Annotated in this window: 13 protein-coding genes; 6 read left to right on the top strand and 7 right to left on the bottom strand. The window is 68.4% G+C overall.

What is annotated here, in order from left to right:
* Nucleotides 1-8: 8 nt before the first annotated feature.
* The 6 genes from ACRAQ3_RS08910 to ACRAQ3_RS08885 form a co-directional block, all read right to left on the bottom strand.
* Nucleotides 9-305, bottom strand: coding sequence for a putative quinol monooxygenase (locus tag ACRAQ3_RS08910; protein ID WP_432254372.1), 297 nt, complete (start codon nt 303-305; stop codon nt 9-11).
* A gap of 161 nt (nt 306-466) precedes the next feature.
* Complete coding sequence (locus ACRAQ3_RS08905) at nt 467-1,921, bottom strand: aldehyde dehydrogenase family protein (protein WP_432254371.1); 1,455 nt, start codon at nt 1,919-1,921, stop codon at nt 467-469.
* Nucleotides 1,922-1,954: 33 nt separating this feature from the next.
* The gene (locus tag ACRAQ3_RS08900) at nt 1,955-2,842 is read right to left on the bottom strand and encodes a dihydrodipicolinate synthase family protein (protein WP_432254370.1); all 888 of its coding nucleotides are present in this window, start codon (nt 2,840-2,842) and stop codon (nt 1,955-1,957) included.
* A gap of 7 nt (nt 2,843-2,849) precedes the next feature.
* Nucleotides 2,850-3,191: a ferredoxin gene (fdxA, locus tag ACRAQ3_RS08895; protein WP_085897839.1), complete on the bottom strand. Its 342-nt coding sequence runs from the start codon at nt 3,189-3,191 to the stop codon at nt 2,850-2,852.
* A gap of 238 nt (nt 3,192-3,429) precedes the next feature.
* Complete coding sequence (locus ACRAQ3_RS08890; RefSeq protein WP_432254369.1) at nt 3,430-4,743, bottom strand: cytochrome c3 family protein; 1,314 nt, start codon at nt 4,741-4,743, stop codon at nt 3,430-3,432.
* Nucleotides 4,744-4,812: 69 nt separating this feature from the next.
* Nucleotides 4,813-5,736, bottom strand: coding sequence for a hypothetical protein (locus ACRAQ3_RS08885; protein WP_432254368.1), 924 nt, complete (start codon nt 5,734-5,736; stop codon nt 4,813-4,815).
* 321 nt (nt 5,737-6,057) lie between these two features.
* Between ACRAQ3_RS08885 and ACRAQ3_RS08880 the strand changes: the two genes are divergently transcribed.
* Genes ACRAQ3_RS08880 through ACRAQ3_RS08855 form a run of 6 tightly spaced genes read left to right on the top strand, consistent with a single transcriptional unit; the run spans nt 6,058 to nt 13,115 of the window.
* Nucleotides 6,058-8,037 carry a heme lyase CcmF/NrfE family subunit gene (locus tag ACRAQ3_RS08880; protein WP_432254367.1) on the top strand — a complete coding sequence of 660 codons (1,980 nt, stop codon included), beginning with the start codon at nt 6,058-6,060 and terminating at the stop codon, nt 8,035-8,037.
* Nucleotides 8,037-8,585, top strand: a complete 549-nt coding sequence (locus ACRAQ3_RS08875; RefSeq protein ID WP_432254366.1) for a DsbE family thiol:disulfide interchange protein — start codon at nt 8,037-8,039, stop codon at nt 8,583-8,585. Before ACRAQ3_RS08880 ends, ACRAQ3_RS08875 begins: the two co-directional genes overlap by 1 nt.
* Nucleotides 8,582-9,091, top strand: a complete 510-nt coding sequence (locus tag ACRAQ3_RS08870; protein WP_432254365.1) for a cytochrome c-type biogenesis protein — start codon at nt 8,582-8,584, stop codon at nt 9,089-9,091. The genes ACRAQ3_RS08875 and ACRAQ3_RS08870 overlap by 4 nt, the downstream gene beginning before the upstream one ends.
* Nucleotides 9,088-10,329, top strand: coding sequence for a c-type cytochrome biogenesis protein CcmI (ccmI, locus tag ACRAQ3_RS08865; protein ID WP_432254364.1), 1,242 nt, complete (start codon nt 9,088-9,090; stop codon nt 10,327-10,329). The genes ACRAQ3_RS08870 and ccmI overlap by 4 nt, the downstream gene beginning before the upstream one ends.
* Nucleotides 10,292-11,647: an NAD(P)-binding domain-containing protein gene (locus tag ACRAQ3_RS08860; RefSeq protein ID WP_432254363.1), complete on the top strand. Its 1,356-nt coding sequence runs from the start codon at nt 10,292-10,294 to the stop codon at nt 11,645-11,647. The genes ccmI and ACRAQ3_RS08860 overlap by 38 nt, the downstream gene beginning before the upstream one ends.
* The gene (locus ACRAQ3_RS08855; RefSeq protein WP_432254362.1) at nt 11,634-13,115 is read left to right on the top strand and encodes an ankyrin repeat domain-containing protein; all 1,482 of its coding nucleotides are present in this window, start codon (nt 11,634-11,636) and stop codon (nt 13,113-13,115) included. Before ACRAQ3_RS08860 ends, ACRAQ3_RS08855 begins: the two co-directional genes overlap by 14 nt.
* A gap of 16 nt (nt 13,116-13,131) precedes the next feature.
* On the opposite strand, the gene ACRAQ3_RS08850 is transcribed toward ACRAQ3_RS08855, so the two are convergent.
* Nucleotides 13,132-15,519, bottom strand: a complete 2,388-nt coding sequence (locus ACRAQ3_RS08850; RefSeq protein ID WP_432254361.1) for a hypothetical protein — start codon at nt 15,517-15,519, stop codon at nt 13,132-13,134.
* Between the last annotated feature and the right edge of the window lie 121 nt (nt 15,520-15,640).

Raw genomic sequence — 15,640 nt, 5'->3', positions numbered from 1 at the left:
CGGGCGGCTCAGACCTCGACCAGGTCGTAATGGCGGATGCTGCGGGACTCGACCAGCTCGGCCTCGGCCGGGTCGACATGGGGCTGCGTGTAATCCTCGCCCGCGAAGGCCCGGAGCGCGTCGAGATCGCGCCAGATCATCACGAAGGCGAATTCGCGCGGGCTGTCGGGGCGCGCGGCGCCGGGCAGCACCTGCACGAGACCGTCCGTGGCCCGCATGAGCGGGATCGCCGTCTCGCGGAAAAAGCGTTCGAAAGCCGCTTCCTTGCCGGGCCGGGTCACGACCTGAAATATCCGCATGATCATGGCTGGACCTCCCTCGCCTCGATGCGCGGGGCTGGACGCCCCGGTCCCTCCCCAGCATAGCACGCGCTCGCCATGGCAGGGCCGCATCGAAAAAGGCGCGCGCCGCGGGGAAGCGGGCGCGCGCCGGGGGTCACCGGGAGGAGGTGGTGACGCCGTGCCGGTCAGGCCTGGATGTAGGTGGTCTTGACCGTGGTGTAGAATTCGCGCGCGTATTGCCCCTGCTCGCGCGGGCCGTAGCTCGATCCCTTACGCCCGCCGAACGGCGTGTGGTAATCGACGCCCGCCGTCGGCAGGTTGACCATCACCATGCCGGCTTCGGCGTGGCGGCGGAAATGCGCGGCGCGACCGAGGCTGGTGGTGCAGATCCCGGCGGAGAGGCCGAAATCGGTGTCGTTGGCCACGCGCAGCGCCTCGTCGTAGTCGGCGACCTTGATGACGGTGGCGACGGGGCCGAAGATTTCCTCGCGGTTGATGCGCATCTCGTTGGTGGTGTTCGTAAAGAGCGCGGGCGTCATGAAGTGGCCGGGCGTCGGCCCTTCGATCACCTCGCCGCCGCAGACCAGTGTGGCGCCTTCGTCCTGGCCGATCTTCACGTAACGCTTATTCTGTTCGAGCTGGTTCTCATCGACCACCGGGCCGATATGGACAGCATCGTCCATCGGGTCGCCGACCTTGAGCGCCTTGAGCTTCTCGGTCAGCGCCTCGACGAAACGGTCATGGATGCCCTCGGTCACGATCAGTCGCGACGAGGCGGTGCAGCGCTGGCCGGTCGAGAAGAAGGCACCGTTCAGCGCGCAGTTCACCGCCGTGTCGAGATCGGCGTCGTCGAGCACCACGAGAGGGTTCTTGCCGCCCATCTCGAGCTGCACCTTCTTCATCTGCGCCACGCATTTCTCCGCGACCATGCGCCCGGTCTCGACCGAGCCGGTAAAGCTTACCGCGTCGATCTCGGGGTTGTCGAGGATCTCGGCGCCGACCTCCGAGCCGCGGCCCATGACGAGGTTGAACACGCCCTCGGGCACGCCCGCCTCGTGGAGGATCTCCGCGAGCGCCCAGGCGCAGCCCGGCGTCAGATCGGCGGGCTTGAGAACCACGCAGTTGCCATAGGCCAGCGCCGGGGCGATCTTCCAGGCCGGGATCGCGATGGGGAAGTTCCACGGGGTGATCAGCCCGATCACGCCCAGCGCCTCGCGCTGCACCATGACCTCGACGCCGGGGCGCACGCTGTCGATCGCGTCGCCGGTCTGGCGCAGCGTCTCGCCCGCGAAGAAGCCGAAGACCTGGGAGGCGCGCATCACCTCGCCCTTGGCCTCGGCAAAGGTCTTGCCCTCCTCGCGGGCCAGAAGTTCGCCCAGCTCCTCGGCACGCGCGGCGATGGTGTCCGAGACCTTCCTCAGCAGGTCATGGCGCTGCTGTGGACCGGAGCGGCTCCAGGCGGGAAAGGCGGCGCGGGCCGCGGCGATGGCGCGCTTGGCGTCGTCCTTGGAGGCGCGGGCATAAAGCCCTACGATCTCGTCGGTATTGGCGGGGTTGCGGTTCTCGTTGACGTCCGCGCCCTCGACCCATTCGCCCGCGATCAGGTTGCGGTGCTGCTTGGTCACGTCGTTCATCTTCATCTGGTCTGTCCTGTCGTTCTGGAAAATTGTCGCTCAGGCCGGCTCGGCGGCGTGCGGGGACAGCTCGGGCAGGGCCCGTGCCTGTTCATCGGTGAGCGGGGCAAGCGGCAGCAGCACGCGGGCATAGCCCGGCAGGTCGTGCAGCCGCGCGACCAGCGCCTTGACGCTGGGGATCAACGGCGTCGCCGCGATGGCGCGGCGGCGGCGGCCGACCTCATTCGCAAGGGCGGCGTCCGCGGGATCGGTCCAGAGCCGCTGCGCCAGCGGCGCGGTGAGATTGACGGTGGCCGAGATGCAGCCCGCAAAGCCGCGCGCCTCGCATTGCGCGAGCGCGGCCTCGTCGCTCGGAAACACGTCGAAACCCCCGATCCGCGCAAGCTCGGCGGCGTAGTCGAGATCGCCGGAGCTGTCCTTGGCCCCGGCGATCCGGTCCGGGAAGCTGGCCTTGAGCCAGGCCGCGAAGCCCGGCTCGAAGCGAAGCCCGGTCATCTGCGGGAAATTGTAGAGATAGATCGGGATCGGCCGGTCCGCCGTCGCCTCCATCAGCCGCTCGAAATACGCGTGCAGCCCGGCCTCGTCGACGCCCTTGTAGTAATAGGGCGGCAGCACCAGCGCCGCGGCAAAGCCCAGCTCGGCCGCGTGCCGGGTCAACGTCACGGTGGTGGCGAGATCCGGGCAGCCGGTGCCGACCATCATGCGGGCGGGGGCGATCTCGCGGGCAAGGACGCTCATCAGCTCCATCCGCGCGGGAGCGGGCAGCGAGCTGGCCTCGCCGGTGGTGCCGAGAAGGTTGAGCGCGTCGCAGCCATTGTCCAGAAGCCAGCGCGCATGGCGCAGCATCGGCGCCGGATCGGGGCGTCCGTCTTCGGTCAGGGCGGTAGCGATCGCGGCAATGACGCCGCGCGGTCGTTTGGGGAACATCTGCACCTCAGGCTGTCTGGCGTTCGGATTTCGGATAGGCCGCGACGAGAGGGTGGTCCGCATCGGTCGAGACCGACTTGTCCCAGCCGCCGGGATCGCCGAGCCCGCTGACCTCCGCGCCGAAGAATTCGCGGTTGATGGCCTCGAAGGGGCGCGCGGCCTCCGGCAGTTCCCGGTCATAATGGATCGCGTCGACCGGGCAGATCGACAGGCACAGCCCGCAATTGATGCATTCCTCGGGGTGGATGTAGAACATCCGCCCGCCTTCGTAGATGCAGTCCGCCGGGCAGGCCAGCGTGCAGGCGCCATCCTTGATGTCGATGCAGGGCTCCGCGATCACATAGGCCATGGGGGTGCTCCTCCGGGTCACGAGGCGACTATCGAGCCGCAGGGTGATCCAATAAAGAAGAGAATTCCGGCTAGGCCGATGCCAAAACGGCAACGCTTGGCGGGTGCGCGGCGCTGCCGAAACGTCGGCACCTCCTGGCCAGAAGCGTCCCTCTCCGAGCAGGCCCGCCTGGCGGCAACGGCTCTCGCGCCCATCTGTCAGGTGCGGAGGAAGGCCCGCCGCCACGCGGCCGCGCCGATCATCGCAGCCGGGCGTCCTCGAAGCCCTGCGTGTCGTGGCAGGCGCTGCAGTTCTTGCCGAACCGGCCGTCATGGACGTCGTCCTCGGCATGGCAGGACACGCAATCCCGGGAGATCGCCATGCTCGTGGCCGCGGCCTCGGTATGGCACGATCCGCAGCTCACGCCCTGATGCGCGCCGGTGAGGGCGAAGTCGGTTTCGGTGTCGTGGTCGAAGGTCCAGAACTCCCAGCCATTCGGATTGTGGCAGGTCTCGCACTGGTCGGAGAGGCTTCCCTCGTGGATGTCGTCATCCTGGTGGCAGCTCGCGCAGGAAGGCTTGGCCGAGCGGAAGGCGGGGTCGAGATGGCAGCCCTCGCAAGGCACGAGCGTGTGCAGCCCGAGCAGGGGAAAGCGGGTGATGTCGTGGTCGAAGGCGACGTCGACGGCCCACCCGGTCGGCGCGTGGCAGGTGTCGCAGGCCTCGCCGAGCTGACCCTCATGCGCGTCGTCGGCCTCGTGGCAGCCAAAGCAGTCGGTGGCGAGATCCTCGGCGAAGGCGTTGGTCGCGTGACAGGCTTCGCAAGCCGCATCCTCATGGGCACCGACCAAGCTGAACTCGGTGTCTCGGTCGTGATCGAACTTGACCTCGGTCCAGGCCTCGACCACGTGGCAGGTGTCGCATTCCTCGCCGAACCGCCCCGCATGCACGTCCTGTATCTGGTGGCAGCCGATGCAGTCCGTCGGCAGCCCCTCATAGACCTCGCCGACATGGCAGGACGTGCAGGTCACCTCCGCATGTGCCCCCGCGAGCGCGAAGCCGGTTTCGGAATGGTCGAAGGGCTTCAGCTCGGCCCAGCCCGTCTCGGCATGGCAGGCGGCGCAGTCGGTTCCGAGGCGCCCCTGATGCGGCTGGTCCTCCTCGTGGCAACCGACGCAGTCGTTCGGCGCCTCACGGAACTTGGCCTCGTCCGCATGGCAGGAGGCGCAGGGCAGGATCGCATGCGCGCCTTCGAGCATGAAATCGGTATCGGTGTGATCGAAGGTTTCCGTGTCGAGCTGCACGATATCGGCGTCGCGCCCGTCATGATCGGTGTGGCAGTACCGGCATTCCTGCTCCAGCACCTCCTGCCTGCGGCCGTGAAAGCCGCGCCGCTCGGCGATGTCGCGATCGACCAGTTCGTGGCAGTCGAGGCAGAGTTCGGATTCGCCTTCCTCCGAGAAGGAGACATGGCAGTTCGAGCAGTCGTCCTCCAGCTCGGCATGCCCCTCGATGAGATCGCCCGGCATGACCAGCCGTTCGAGCAGGGATTGTGCGAGGGAGGGGGTGGGCATCAGCAGCAGGAAGACCCCGGCCAGAACCTGGCGGACGGCGCGGAGCGTTATGCTGCTAACAAGGTACATTCAATACAGATGAACCCCCACGACATGCACGATAGCAGCAAAGACGAGGATCACGAACAGCGGAAGGTGAAATAGGTGCCAGAGCGCGAACAGCCGCTCATAGAGCGCGAAGGACTGGGCCCGCGCGACGGCATGGAGATAGCTGTCGAGGTGCTGCTTCACCAAGGCGCTGCGGTCGCGCCTGGGGCCGTCCTTGCGTCCGAGCAGCTGGGCGTAGCGCCGCATCACGTCGCGCCGCAGCCGATAGCGCGAGACCGGTCCGGTGAGCGTGCGATGGAGGTTCGACCACAGATCCTGCGACGGGGTGAGGCGGCGCGTCTCGTAGTCCTTCAACGTCTCCAGAAGCCATGACGGGTCGGGCATGTCCGTGTCGAACTCGTGTTTCAGGTCCTCCATGTCGTTCAGGTATTCCCGCACCGAGGCCCGCCGCCCGTAGAGCCCCTTGTGGATGCGCGAATAGAACAGGCGTCCGATCAGGCCGCTGCCCGCCACCACCAGCATGGCAAAGAAGGCCATCGTGCTGTTGAGCGACCCGAGCGTGAAGTTGGAGTGCAGGATGATCAGCACCGGGCCGATGATGCCCAGCATCATGTGGATCCTGAACCAGTTGCGGACATTGCCGATGAAGCGCAGCCCGGCGAACCGCTTGCGCAGCGGGTAGAGCAGCAGGGTCAGCATCGCCAGCGCGCCGCCGATCCCGAGGAAATACCCAAGCCCCGTCTCGGCCGTGAGATCGCCCTCCAGCCGCCGGGTCCAGGCATAGCCAAGGACGAGGAAGGAGAGCGTCAGCATCACCGGCAGCTCGAACGCACCCGAGGTCCGCCGCTGGGCCTTCAGTTTCTTGCTCTTGGGCTGGGTCGCCTCTCCGCCAGACGGGCTGGCACCCGGATCCACTCCGGCAGTTCCGACGAGTGTTGCAGTCATCTACGGGCCTCGGGGCAGGGAACATGTGATATCGACCGAGGCCGCGTAATGGCTCCGCGCGGGTCGCGCCACTTCGGCCGTGTCGATGTTCCGATTCCGGCGGGTTTACGCGCGCGCGCGGCCGGGTCGCGGCGGAAACTGGCGCAAAATTGCGCAGCTTCAAGCCGGATTTCTGGACAAAACTTCGTTATGGGCGAAGAATGCCTCAACGCGCTCCGGTCGGGAGGAACCTACGGAGCGCCGCCTTGCGTGGCCTCGACGACCGGCAAAGCACCGCGAAGCCGCCGTCAGGCGCCGCCGAAGGATCGGGGGTGATCGGCGATGGTGGCGGAGATCGGACTGTTCGCCTTGGTGCTGGCGCTGATGATCGCGCTCGCGCAATCGGTCGTTCCCCTGATCGGCGCCAAGCGGGGCGAAACCCAGCTCATGTCGTTTGCGGATGCCGCTGCGGTGGTGCAGCTCGGCTTCGTGGTCGTCGCCTTCGCGGCGCTGGTCCGCGCCTTCATGGTCACCGACCTGTCGCTGCGCGTCGTCGTCATGCATTCGAACTCCGCGATGCCGATGCTGTTCAAGGTGACCGGCGTCTGGGGCAACCACGAGGGATCGCTGCTTTTGTGGGTGCTGATCCTGACGCTGTTCGGCGCGGCGCTGGGGCTCAGGGGCGACAACCTGCCCGCCACGCTCAAGGCGCGCGTCCTTGCGGTGCAGGGCATGATCTCGGCGGCGTTCCTCGCGCTGATGATTTTCACCTCCAACCCATTCGCGCGGGTGTCCCCGGCGCCCGCCGACGGGCAGGAGCTGAACCCGCTGTTGCAGGATGTGGGCCTCGCGATCCACCCGCCGTTTCTCTATCTCGGCTATGTCGGCTTCTCGGTGACCTTCGCCTTCGCCATCGCCGCGCTGATCGAGGGCAGGGTCGATGCCAGCTGGGCGCGCTTCGTGCGGCCTTGGGTGCTCGCTGCGTGGTGCTTTCTGACCATCGGCATCACGCTGGGCAGCTTCTGGGCCTATTACGAGCTGGGCTGGGGCGGCTGGTGGTTCTGGGACCCGGTCGAGAACGCGAGCTTCATGCCGTGGATCGTGGGCACTGCGCTGCTGCATTCCGCGCTCGTGGTCGAGCGACGACAGACGCTGATCGTCTGGACCGTGCTGCTGGCGATCCTGACCTTCTCGCTGAGCTTGGTGGGGACGTTCCTGGTGCGCTCGGGGCTCCTGACCAGCGTGCACGCCTTCGCGACCGACCCGTCGCGGGGCATGGGGGTTCTGGCGATCCTGTTCGCCGCCACCGGCGGCGGGCTGGTCCTGTTCGCGATGCGGGCCGGGTCCTTCGACCGGCCGGCCGTGTTCGCCCCGGTCAGCCGCGAAGGCGGGCTGATCCTGAACAACATCTTTCTGGTGGTGGCGGCCGGCACGGTCTTCGTCGGCACCTTCTACCCGCTGGCCGTCGAACTGCTGGGGCCGGACAAGATCTCCGTCGGTCCGCCCTATTTCAACCAGACCTTCGTGCCGCTGATGATCCCGCTGCTCGTCGCCGTCGCGGTGGGTCCGATCCTGCGGTGGAAGCGCGACAGCCTGCGCCGGGCGCTGGGCCAGCTGCGGCCGCCCGCGGCGGTGGCGCTGGTCGTGGCGCTGGCGGTCTTCGTCGCGGGCGGCGGCGCGCATCCCTTCGCGGCGGCGGCATTCGGCCTCGCGGCATGGCTGGTGGCCGCGTCGCTCTGGGCGCTGGCGCTCTGGATCCGGCTGTTTCGCGAGCCGTGGCGCCGCAGCGCGACGCTCGCCCGCAAGGTACCGCGCTCGGTCTACGGGATGGTGATGGCGCATGCGGGCCTCGGCCTTCTCGTGGCCGGCATCACCGGCGTCACCGCCTTTCAGGAGGAGCGGATTCTCTCCATGTCACCGGGCGACCGGGTGGCGCTGGCCGGTTACGAGGTCAGCCTCGACCGGGTCGAGCAGCTCAATGGCGAGAACTTCATCGCCGAGCAGGGCCGGTTCACGATCGAGCGCGACGGCGAGCCCTTTGCCGTCATGACCTCGGAACGACGCTTCTACACGGTGAGCCGCAACACCACCACGGAGGCCGGCATCCGGGCGGTGGTGCTCTCGAACCTCTACGTCGCGATCGGCGAGCCGAATGATGGCGGGCAATGGGTGGTGCGGCTCTACCACCACCCGCTGGCGCTGCTGATCTGGCTCGGCCCGCTGAGCATGGCGGCGGGCGGCTTCGTGTCGCTCAGCGACCGCCGGATGCGCATCGGCGCGCCCCAGCGATCGCTGGGGCGCCCCCAAGGCGTGGAGGCGTGATGGCAGGTGGCATCCGCAAATCCGTGCTGATCCCGGTCGCCGTCTTCGTGCTGATCGGCGGGGCGCTGCTCGCTCTGGCGTCGTCGGGCGGCCGCGAGGTGGCCGGCGAGGGGTATCTCGACCGCCCGCTGCCGGAATTCGCGCAGCCGCCGCTCATCGGCGACGAGCGCGGGCTTGCGGCCTCGGACATCCGGGGCGAGGTGGCGCTGATCAACGTCTTCGCCTCGTGGTGCGCGGTCTGTCTCAGCGAACACCCGATGCTGATGCGTCTGGCCGAGGAGGAGGAGGTCGCGCTCTACGGCCTGAACTGGAGGGATCGGCCCGGTGCTGGGCGGAGGTTCCTCGACCGGCACGGCGACCCCTATGTCGCCACGGGCGAGGATGCCGCAGGCAGGCTCGGCGCGCAACTCGCCGTGACCGGCGTGCCCGAGACCTATCTCGTCGATGCCGAGGGCCGCATCCGCTATCGCCATGTCGGCGCCCTGACCGAGCAGGTCTGGCAGGAGGTTCTCAAACCCCTGATCCGCGAAATCGAGAAACCGTCATGACCGGCCCGCGGCAGCTCGCGCGGGCACTGGCCGTCGCCTGTCTCTGCGCCCTCGCTCCGCTCGCCGCGCCTGCCGTGCAGCCCGACGAGATGCTCGCCGACCCGGCGCTGGAGCAGCGGGCGCGGGCGTTGAGCCTCGAGATGCGCTGCCCGGTCTGCCGCAACCAATCGATCGATGATTCCAACGCCGAGCTCGCGCGCGACTTGCGGGTGCTGATCCGCGAGCGGCTGGTGGCGGGCGACAGCGACGCCGAGGTGATCGACTACCTCGTGGCCCGCTATGGCGCCTACATCCTGCTGCGGCCGCAGATCGGCGCGAATACGCTGCTGCTGTGGCTGGCACCGGCGCTGATGCTGGGCGCGGCCTTCGCCGGGTTCTCGATCCTCTGGCGACACAAGAGACCGTCGCCCGAGCCCGAGGCCCTGTCGGAGGACGAGAGAGCGATACTCGCGCGGGCGCTCGGGCAGGGAGCGGGGCAGGGCGCGGCACAGGGGGACGGACCATGACGCTGTGGATCATCTTGACGGCCATGATCTCGGTGGCGGCCACGCTGGTGGTCGCCCCGTTCCTGCGACGCCGGATGGGCGGTCCGGGCAGCAGCGACCAGTCGATCGCTGTGGCGCGCAGCCAGATCGAGGCGATCGAGGCCGAGGTGGCGCAGGGGCTGCTCGCCCCGCAGGAGGCACAATCGGCGCGCACCGAGATCGAACGGCGGATCGTCGCGGCGTCCCGGGCGCCGCGCTTTGCGCTGGGCGAGGCCCCTGACAAGGTGCGGCTGGTCGCGGTCGCGGTCGTCTCGGGATGGGTGGTGATCGGTTCGGCCGCGCTCTACCTCTCGATCGGTCGGCCCGATCTGCCGGCGGCGCCGCACCTGCCGATGGCCAGCCTCGCCCAGCCGGTCGCGCCCGCGCCCGCGACCGCCACGGTGTCGCCCGCGAGCCCGGTGCAGGCGGAGATGTCCCAGCCCGCCGGCAGCGTCGACGGCGCGATCGCCAGTCTCGTCGCGCGGCTGCGCGAGACGCCCGATGACGCCGAGGGCTGGCGGATGCTGGGCTGGTCCTACTTCAACACCGGGCGCCATGCCGAGGCCGCGAAGGCCTATGCGCAGGCGGTGGCGCTCGTCGAGGACGACCCCGATCTCTGGTCACATTATGGCGAGACGCTGGTGAGGGCGGCCGACGGGCTGGTCACGACCCCCGCGCACGAGGCCTTCGACGCGGCGCTGGCCCTGAACCCCGACGACGCGCGCGCGCGGTTTTTCAAGGGGATGGCGCTGGAGCAGGATGGCGACCCGCGCGCGGCGATCGACCTGTGGATCGAGATGCTGGCCGATGCGCGGCCCGACGCCGATTGGGCGCCGGGTGTCTTGCAGCGCGTGCGCGAACTGGCTAGCCAGCACGGCATCGATATCGCCGGGCGGCTGCCGGATGGCGAGTCGCTGCTGCCGCCCCCGCCGGTCGCCCCGGGTCCGACGCGGGCGGATGTCGAGCAGGCGGCGGGAATGACGCCCGCCGAGCGGCAGGCGATGATCGCCGGCATGGTGGACGGGCTCGAGGCCCGTCTCGAAGACGCGCCGGACGATCCCGAGGGCTGGATGCGGCTGATGCAGTCGCGGATGGTGCTGAACGATCCCGAGGCGGCCCGCGCGGCCTACGAGCGTGCGTTACGACAGTTCTCCCGGTTCCCCGATACCCTTGCCCGGATCGATGCCAAGGCCGACGAGCTGGGCCTCCGGGCGGATTGAACAGAGGAACGGACCCCTGATTGATACGACATTCCTGATCTATGCCGTGCCGTTGGCGCTGGTGTGGGTGGTGTTCGTGGTCCTGCGCCGGCGGGGCGAACGCAGGGCGCTGACGCAAAAGCAGGAGGCGCAGGCCGCCGGGCTGACCCAGCCCGCCTCGCTGCACCCGGACATCGACGCGAACATGTGCATCGGCTGCGGGGCCTGCGTGCGCGCCTGTCCCGAGGGCCAGATCCTCGGGCTTGTGAACGGCAAGGCCGAGCTGGTCGAGCCCGCCAACTGCATCGGTCACGGCGCCTGCGCGGCGGCCTGCCCGATGGATGCGATCAGCCTGGTCTTCGGCACCGCCGAGCGCGGCGTCGACATCCCCGAGGTGGGGCCGGATTTCCAGACCAACGTGCCCGGCATCTACATCGCGGGCGAACTCGGCGGCATGGGGCTGATCCGCAACGCGATCGAACAGGGCCGACAGGCGATTGGCGAGATCGCGAAGCAGAAGCCGCAGGCGCCCGAAGGCGGGGTCGACGTGGTCATCGTCGGCGCCGGCCCGGCGGGCTTCGCCTCCGGCCTCGGCGCCAAGCAGCACGGGCTCAAGCACGTGATCCTCGAACAGGAGAGCTTCGGCGGCACGGTTTCGCATTTCCCGCGCGGCAAGCTGGTGATGACCGCGCCGGTGACGCTGCCGATCTATGGCAAGGCGAATTTCCGCGAGACCACCAAGGAAAAGCTCATGGAGTTCTGGACCAAGGTGCTCGAGGATACCGGGCTCGAGATCAACTACGAGGAACGGGTCACCGACATCGCGCCCGAGGGCGACGGCTTCGTGGTCACCAGCACCAAGGGCACCTACCGCACCCGGGCCGTGCTTTTGACCATCGGGCGGCGCGGCACGCCGCGCAAGCTGGGCGTCGAGGGCGAGGAGCAGAGCAAGGTGGTCTACCGCCTGATCGATCCCGAGCAGTACAAGGGCCAGTCGGTGCTGGTGGTGGGCGGCGGCGACAGCGCGATCGAGGCGGCGACCAGCATCGCGGACCTGCCCGATACCGACGTCACCCTGTCCTATCGCAGCGCCGCCTTCTCGCGGGTGAAGCCCAAGAACCGCAAGCGGCTCGAAGAGGCCGAGGCCGAGAAGCGCCTCGACGTGATCCTCAGCTCGAACGTCAAGGCGATCGGCGAGACGCATGTGGAGATCGAGCAATCTGGCGAGACGACGAGCCGTCCCAACGACGCCGTCATCGTCTGCGCGGGCGGCATCCTTCCGACCCCGTTCCTGAAATCCATCGGCATCACCATCGAGACCAAACATGGCACTGCATAAATCGCCGCTCGTGCTGGCACTGGCCCTGCTGGCCTTTCCGGTTCACGCCGAGGAGGGGGCGGACCCGACCACGGCCTTGCGGCTCGAGGAGGCGCAGTGGGCGGTGCGGCAGCGCAATTACTCCGAGGCCGCCGAAATGCTCACGGCGCTCGCCGCCGCCGGCAATGCCGAGGCGAACTACATGCTGGCCACGCTCTACCGGAGTGGCCGTGGCGTGCCGCAGGACGAGGCGATGGCCTTCGACCTGACCCGGACGGCGGCCGAGGCGGGGCATGTCGAGGCGCAGTTCAGCCTCGGAACCCTCTACCTCTCGGGGCGCGGTACGGACGAGGATGCCGCCGAGGCGCGCCGCTGGATCGCCGCCGCGAGCGAGGCGGGGCATCGCCGGGCCAGGGCGGCGCTGTCGGAGCTGGATGCTCGCGCCGCCGAGCCGGCCTCGAACGCGGCGGTGTCGCCGCCGGAGGGGGAGACGCCGGCGATCACGCTCGCGCCATCGCGGATCGCGACCGAGCTGGGCTGGACCCTGCTGATGGAGGCGGCGCGCCGTGGCGAGGTAAAGACCGCGCGAAAACTGCTCGAACAGGGTGCCGCACCGGACGAGACCGACAAGCAGGGGCGCACGGCGCTGATGCACGCGGCCGAGGCCGGGCATCTCGACACGGCCCGATCGCTGGTCGAGGCGGGGGCCGATCCCGACCTGCAGGATGCCGAGGGCAGGACGGCGCTGGGGCTCGCGACCGGCGCGGGGCATTTCGAGATCGTCGAATATCTCGTCATGAAGGGCGCGCGCAGCGATCTTGCCGACAGGTCGGGCAACCGCCCCCTGCAACTGGCGATCGCGGACGGACGGACCCGCATCGCCATGCTGCTGGCGGGCGAGGACCTGTCCGTCCAGAACCCCGAGCACCAGTCACGCCTGCTCATGGCCGCGGCGCGCAGCAGCGGGCCCGAGCTCTTGCGCCTGCTGTCCGATCACGGCCTGCCGTTCGATCTTCTGGACGAAGACGGCCGGGGCGCGCTGTGGCATGCGGCCGCCTCTGGCAACGCGCCCGCGACGGCCTTGCTGATCGAAAACGGGCTCGGGCTCGATCAGGCGGACCATGCCGGTGAGGCGCCGCTGCATGCCGCGCTCCGCTTCGACCAGACGGAGACGGCGAAGCTGCTCCTGGCCGGGGGCGCCGATGCCAACCTCGCCACCTCCACCGGCAACACGCCTTTGCTGATCGCGGCGCAACAGGGCAATCTGGACGCGGTCCGCCGCCTTCTGAAGGCCGGGGTGGACATCGATCTGCGCAACGAAAAGCGCAACTCGGCGCTGATGCTCGCGGCGCAGGCCAACCGTGTCGAGGTGGTCCGCCTGCTGCTCGAGGCCGGCGCCGACAAGTGGCTCCGCAACCAGGACCGCCACCGTGCGCACGATCTGGCCCTCGCGGCGGGTCACGCGGAGGTCGCCGAACTGCTGGAATAGGCGCTCGTTCGAGGCGTCAGAAATCCTGCCTTATGCCGATGAAGGCGTAGCTCTCGGTGCTGTTGTCGCGCGTCGTCGACGTCTCGGTTCTCGACAGCCGGCCGCCGATCTCGAGTTCGAGCATGGTGTTGTCCCTGATCTCGTAATCGACGTTCAGTGAGGGGATCGCGAAGATCTCGGTGCCGCCGGTGTTCTTCAGGTCCCGGTGGCCGAGCCGCAGGCGGGGCCGCAGCCGCCATTGCTGCGTCGGCTCGAAGCGGTAGGAGGCATCGGCGAGCACGAGCGTCGACGACGAGGTGTCGGCATAGCGCGCCGATGCGCTCACGACATCGGTTTCCGAGAACACGCCGGAGCCGAAGACGCCGATGGAGGCGTAGTAATCCTTGCCCGGGGCCGGGATCTCGGCCACGCCGCCCGAGGCGGGGTTGCCTTCGGTGTCGAAGATCGTGGCATCCATGTTGAGCAGCCATGTCTCGTTCAGGGGCCGGAAATAGGTCAGGGTGGCCGAGCGCGACGCGGTGGTGCGGTCCAGCGCCAGCTGTCTCAGCTCGCTCAGCGTGAAGCTGTCCCGCAGGTCGTCCAGCGTCATGCCGAGTTGACCCTGCTCGGCATTGCTCAGCGCGAGCGTGGGGGACTGGACGAAATCGAGGCTGAGCGTGATCGTCGAGCGGTCCTCGAAGATATGCGTGCCCGAAACCCGGGCGTAGTTCAGCCGGTCGAAATAGATGTCGTAATCCACGGCGGCGTCGGCGCTGAACCACTCGCCCTCGTATTCCAGCTCGAAGCCGACCGTGCGGCGATCGACCAGCGATCCGACGCGTTGCTCGGCCGCATAGATCGTCAGGTCGGTGTCGGGATAGATCTCCGCGAAATCGACGCTGATGCCATAGAACAACCGGTCGAAGGCAAAGAGGGAATCCCGCACGCTGTCCACGGGCGAGCCGATCTGGAAATGGCTGCTGATATCCTCCTGATGCTGCCAGCTGAGGGTCGCGCCGTCGAACCGGTCGAACACCCCGCCGGATCGGACAAGGTGCCGCCCGAAACGCAGCGACAGATCGGTCCCCTTCTGATCGTAGTCGAGATAGAGCCGGGAGAAGCGGAAGTTCTCTTCCTCGTCGTCGAAGTCGATTTCGAAAGCGCCCGCGACGCGCCAGGACAGAAGGTAGTCCTCGGTCTCGTAGGAGCCGATGGTGCTCAGGCTGGTCACCAGTGAGTTCTGCAGCACGAAATCGTCCACGGATCGGCGAGAGGTGTCGAACTCCGTGAAACGGGTCGTGCCCTGCCGGAAGAAATAGGTGGAATCGACGCTGCCGGAGTATTCGAGCTTCGGAAACGTCTCTTCCTCTTCCTCTCGTTCGTCCTCCTCCGCCTCCGGCGCATCCGCGCGCCTCCGGTCCGTGACCTCGGGGGGCTCCGGCTGCTCCAGATCGGGAGTAACGGGTACGTCCTCTTCCTCTTCCTCTTCCTCCTCTTCCGCCTCCGCCGGTTCGGGACGGGCACTGTCCGCTTCGGCGACCTCGCGAAGCGGTTCGGGCGGGGCGCCCCTCGCCGTGGTCAAGGCGTCGAGGCGCTGACGGACGCGGACAGCGCCTTCGCTGTCCGGATATCGCTCCAGATAGAGCAGGTACTCGGCCTCGGCCTGCGCGAACTGCTCGTTGCGCTCCCGCACGACGCCGAGCAGTTCCCGGGCCTCGGCGCTCCGGCTGTTCTCGGGCGCATTCAGGATCCTGGTCAGCAAGCGGATCGCGAGATCATAGTCCTCTGCAGTGATCGCGGCGCGCGCATCGGCGAAATCGGTCTCGATGTCGTCCTCGTCGACGGCAGGCTCGTCGCCCGCGGTCTCCGCCGGATCGGCATCGGTTTCCGGCTCCGACAGGGCCGTGCCATCCGGCTCCGGCCCGTCCGGCTCGGGACCCTCTCCCGTGAGGCTGGCAAGGCATTCCCCCTCGTCACCGGCATCGGCGACCGCGACGGACAGGCGCAACCCGTCCGAGGACATCGTGGCGTTCGTGATCACCGCGCGGGCGAAGGAAATGCCGAGCACGAGGTCCGCTCCCGATTGCTCGAGGCCGATGCTGGTCACGCCGAGATCGCTCGATGACGGGGCGGGAATGGACTCGGGCGCGTCCAGTTCGAGGCCCTCGCCATCCTCCGTTTCCTCGCGCAGGACGAAATCGATCTGGCTGCTGGCTTCCGCCCCGCTCTGCACGAGGAGTTCCAGCGGCTCGGCGAACTCCACGGCGAGGATCGGGCAGCCTAGATCCGGATCGAAATCCGCGCTCGCCCCGACCAGCACGGCCTGCGCCCGGGCGGTTTCCGGACAGGTCAGCGCGGCGAGCAGCGAGAGCGCCGCGATCGGGCCGTAACCTGGTTTGCAGTCCAACCCGTTGCGGTCGCCCATCCCGATCCCTCCCATTCGCAGTCTCTCTCAGCTTCGGGGTTCAGGGAAAGCTGTCAATGAACCGAAAGCCGGAGGCTGGGCCATTTTCCGCGTGGCCGCCCGGGGTCGGGCCGTCTGAGAG

The organism is Limimaricola sp. AA108-03, from assembly GCF_050847355.1.
In the GTDB taxonomy this organism is placed as follows: Bacteria; Pseudomonadota; Alphaproteobacteria; order Rhodobacterales; family Rhodobacteraceae; genus Limimaricola.
The sequence above is the reverse complement of the archived record's forward strand: the minus strand, read 5'-3'. Positions and strand labels throughout refer to the sequence as shown.

What these genes read in the sequence shown, in the direction of transcription:
- ACRAQ3_RS08910 (WP_432254372.1), bottom strand. Translation starts at nt 305, where the DNA reads ATGATCATGCGGATATTTCAGGTCGTGACCCGGCCCGGCAAGGAAGCG.
- ACRAQ3_RS08905 (WP_432254371.1), bottom strand. Translation starts at nt 1,921, where the DNA reads ATGAAGATGAACGACGTGACCAAGCAGCACCGCAACCTGATCGCGGGC.
- ACRAQ3_RS08900 (WP_432254370.1), bottom strand. Translation starts at nt 2,842, where the DNA reads ATGTTCCCCAAACGACCGCGCGGCGTCATTGCCGCGATCGCTACCGCC.
- fdxA (WP_085897839.1), bottom strand. Translation starts at nt 3,191, where the DNA reads ATGGCCTATGTGATCGCGGAGCCCTGCATCGACATCAAGGATGGCGCC.
- ACRAQ3_RS08890 (WP_432254369.1), bottom strand. Translation starts at nt 4,743, where the DNA reads ATGCCCACCCCCTCCCTCGCACAATCCCTGCTCGAACGGCTGGTCATG.
- ACRAQ3_RS08885 (WP_432254368.1), bottom strand. Translation starts at nt 5,736, where the DNA reads ATGACTGCAACACTCGTCGGAACTGCCGGAGTGGATCCGGGTGCCAGC.
- ACRAQ3_RS08880 (WP_432254367.1), top strand. Translation starts at nt 6,058, where the DNA reads ATGGTGGCGGAGATCGGACTGTTCGCCTTGGTGCTGGCGCTGATGATC.
- ACRAQ3_RS08875 (WP_432254366.1), top strand. Translation starts at nt 8,037, where the DNA reads ATGGCAGGTGGCATCCGCAAATCCGTGCTGATCCCGGTCGCCGTCTTC.
- ACRAQ3_RS08870 (WP_432254365.1), top strand. Translation starts at nt 8,582, where the DNA reads ATGACCGGCCCGCGGCAGCTCGCGCGGGCACTGGCCGTCGCCTGTCTC.
- ccmI (WP_432254364.1), top strand. Translation starts at nt 9,088, where the DNA reads ATGACGCTGTGGATCATCTTGACGGCCATGATCTCGGTGGCGGCCACG.
- ACRAQ3_RS08860 (WP_432254363.1), top strand. Translation starts at nt 10,292, where the DNA reads ATGCCAAGGCCGACGAGCTGGGCCTCCGGGCGGATTGAACAGAGGAAC.
- ACRAQ3_RS08855 (WP_432254362.1), top strand. Translation starts at nt 11,634, where the DNA reads ATGGCACTGCATAAATCGCCGCTCGTGCTGGCACTGGCCCTGCTGGCC.
- ACRAQ3_RS08850 (WP_432254361.1), bottom strand. Translation starts at nt 15,519, where the DNA reads ATGGGCGACCGCAACGGGTTGGACTGCAAACCAGGTTACGGCCCGATC.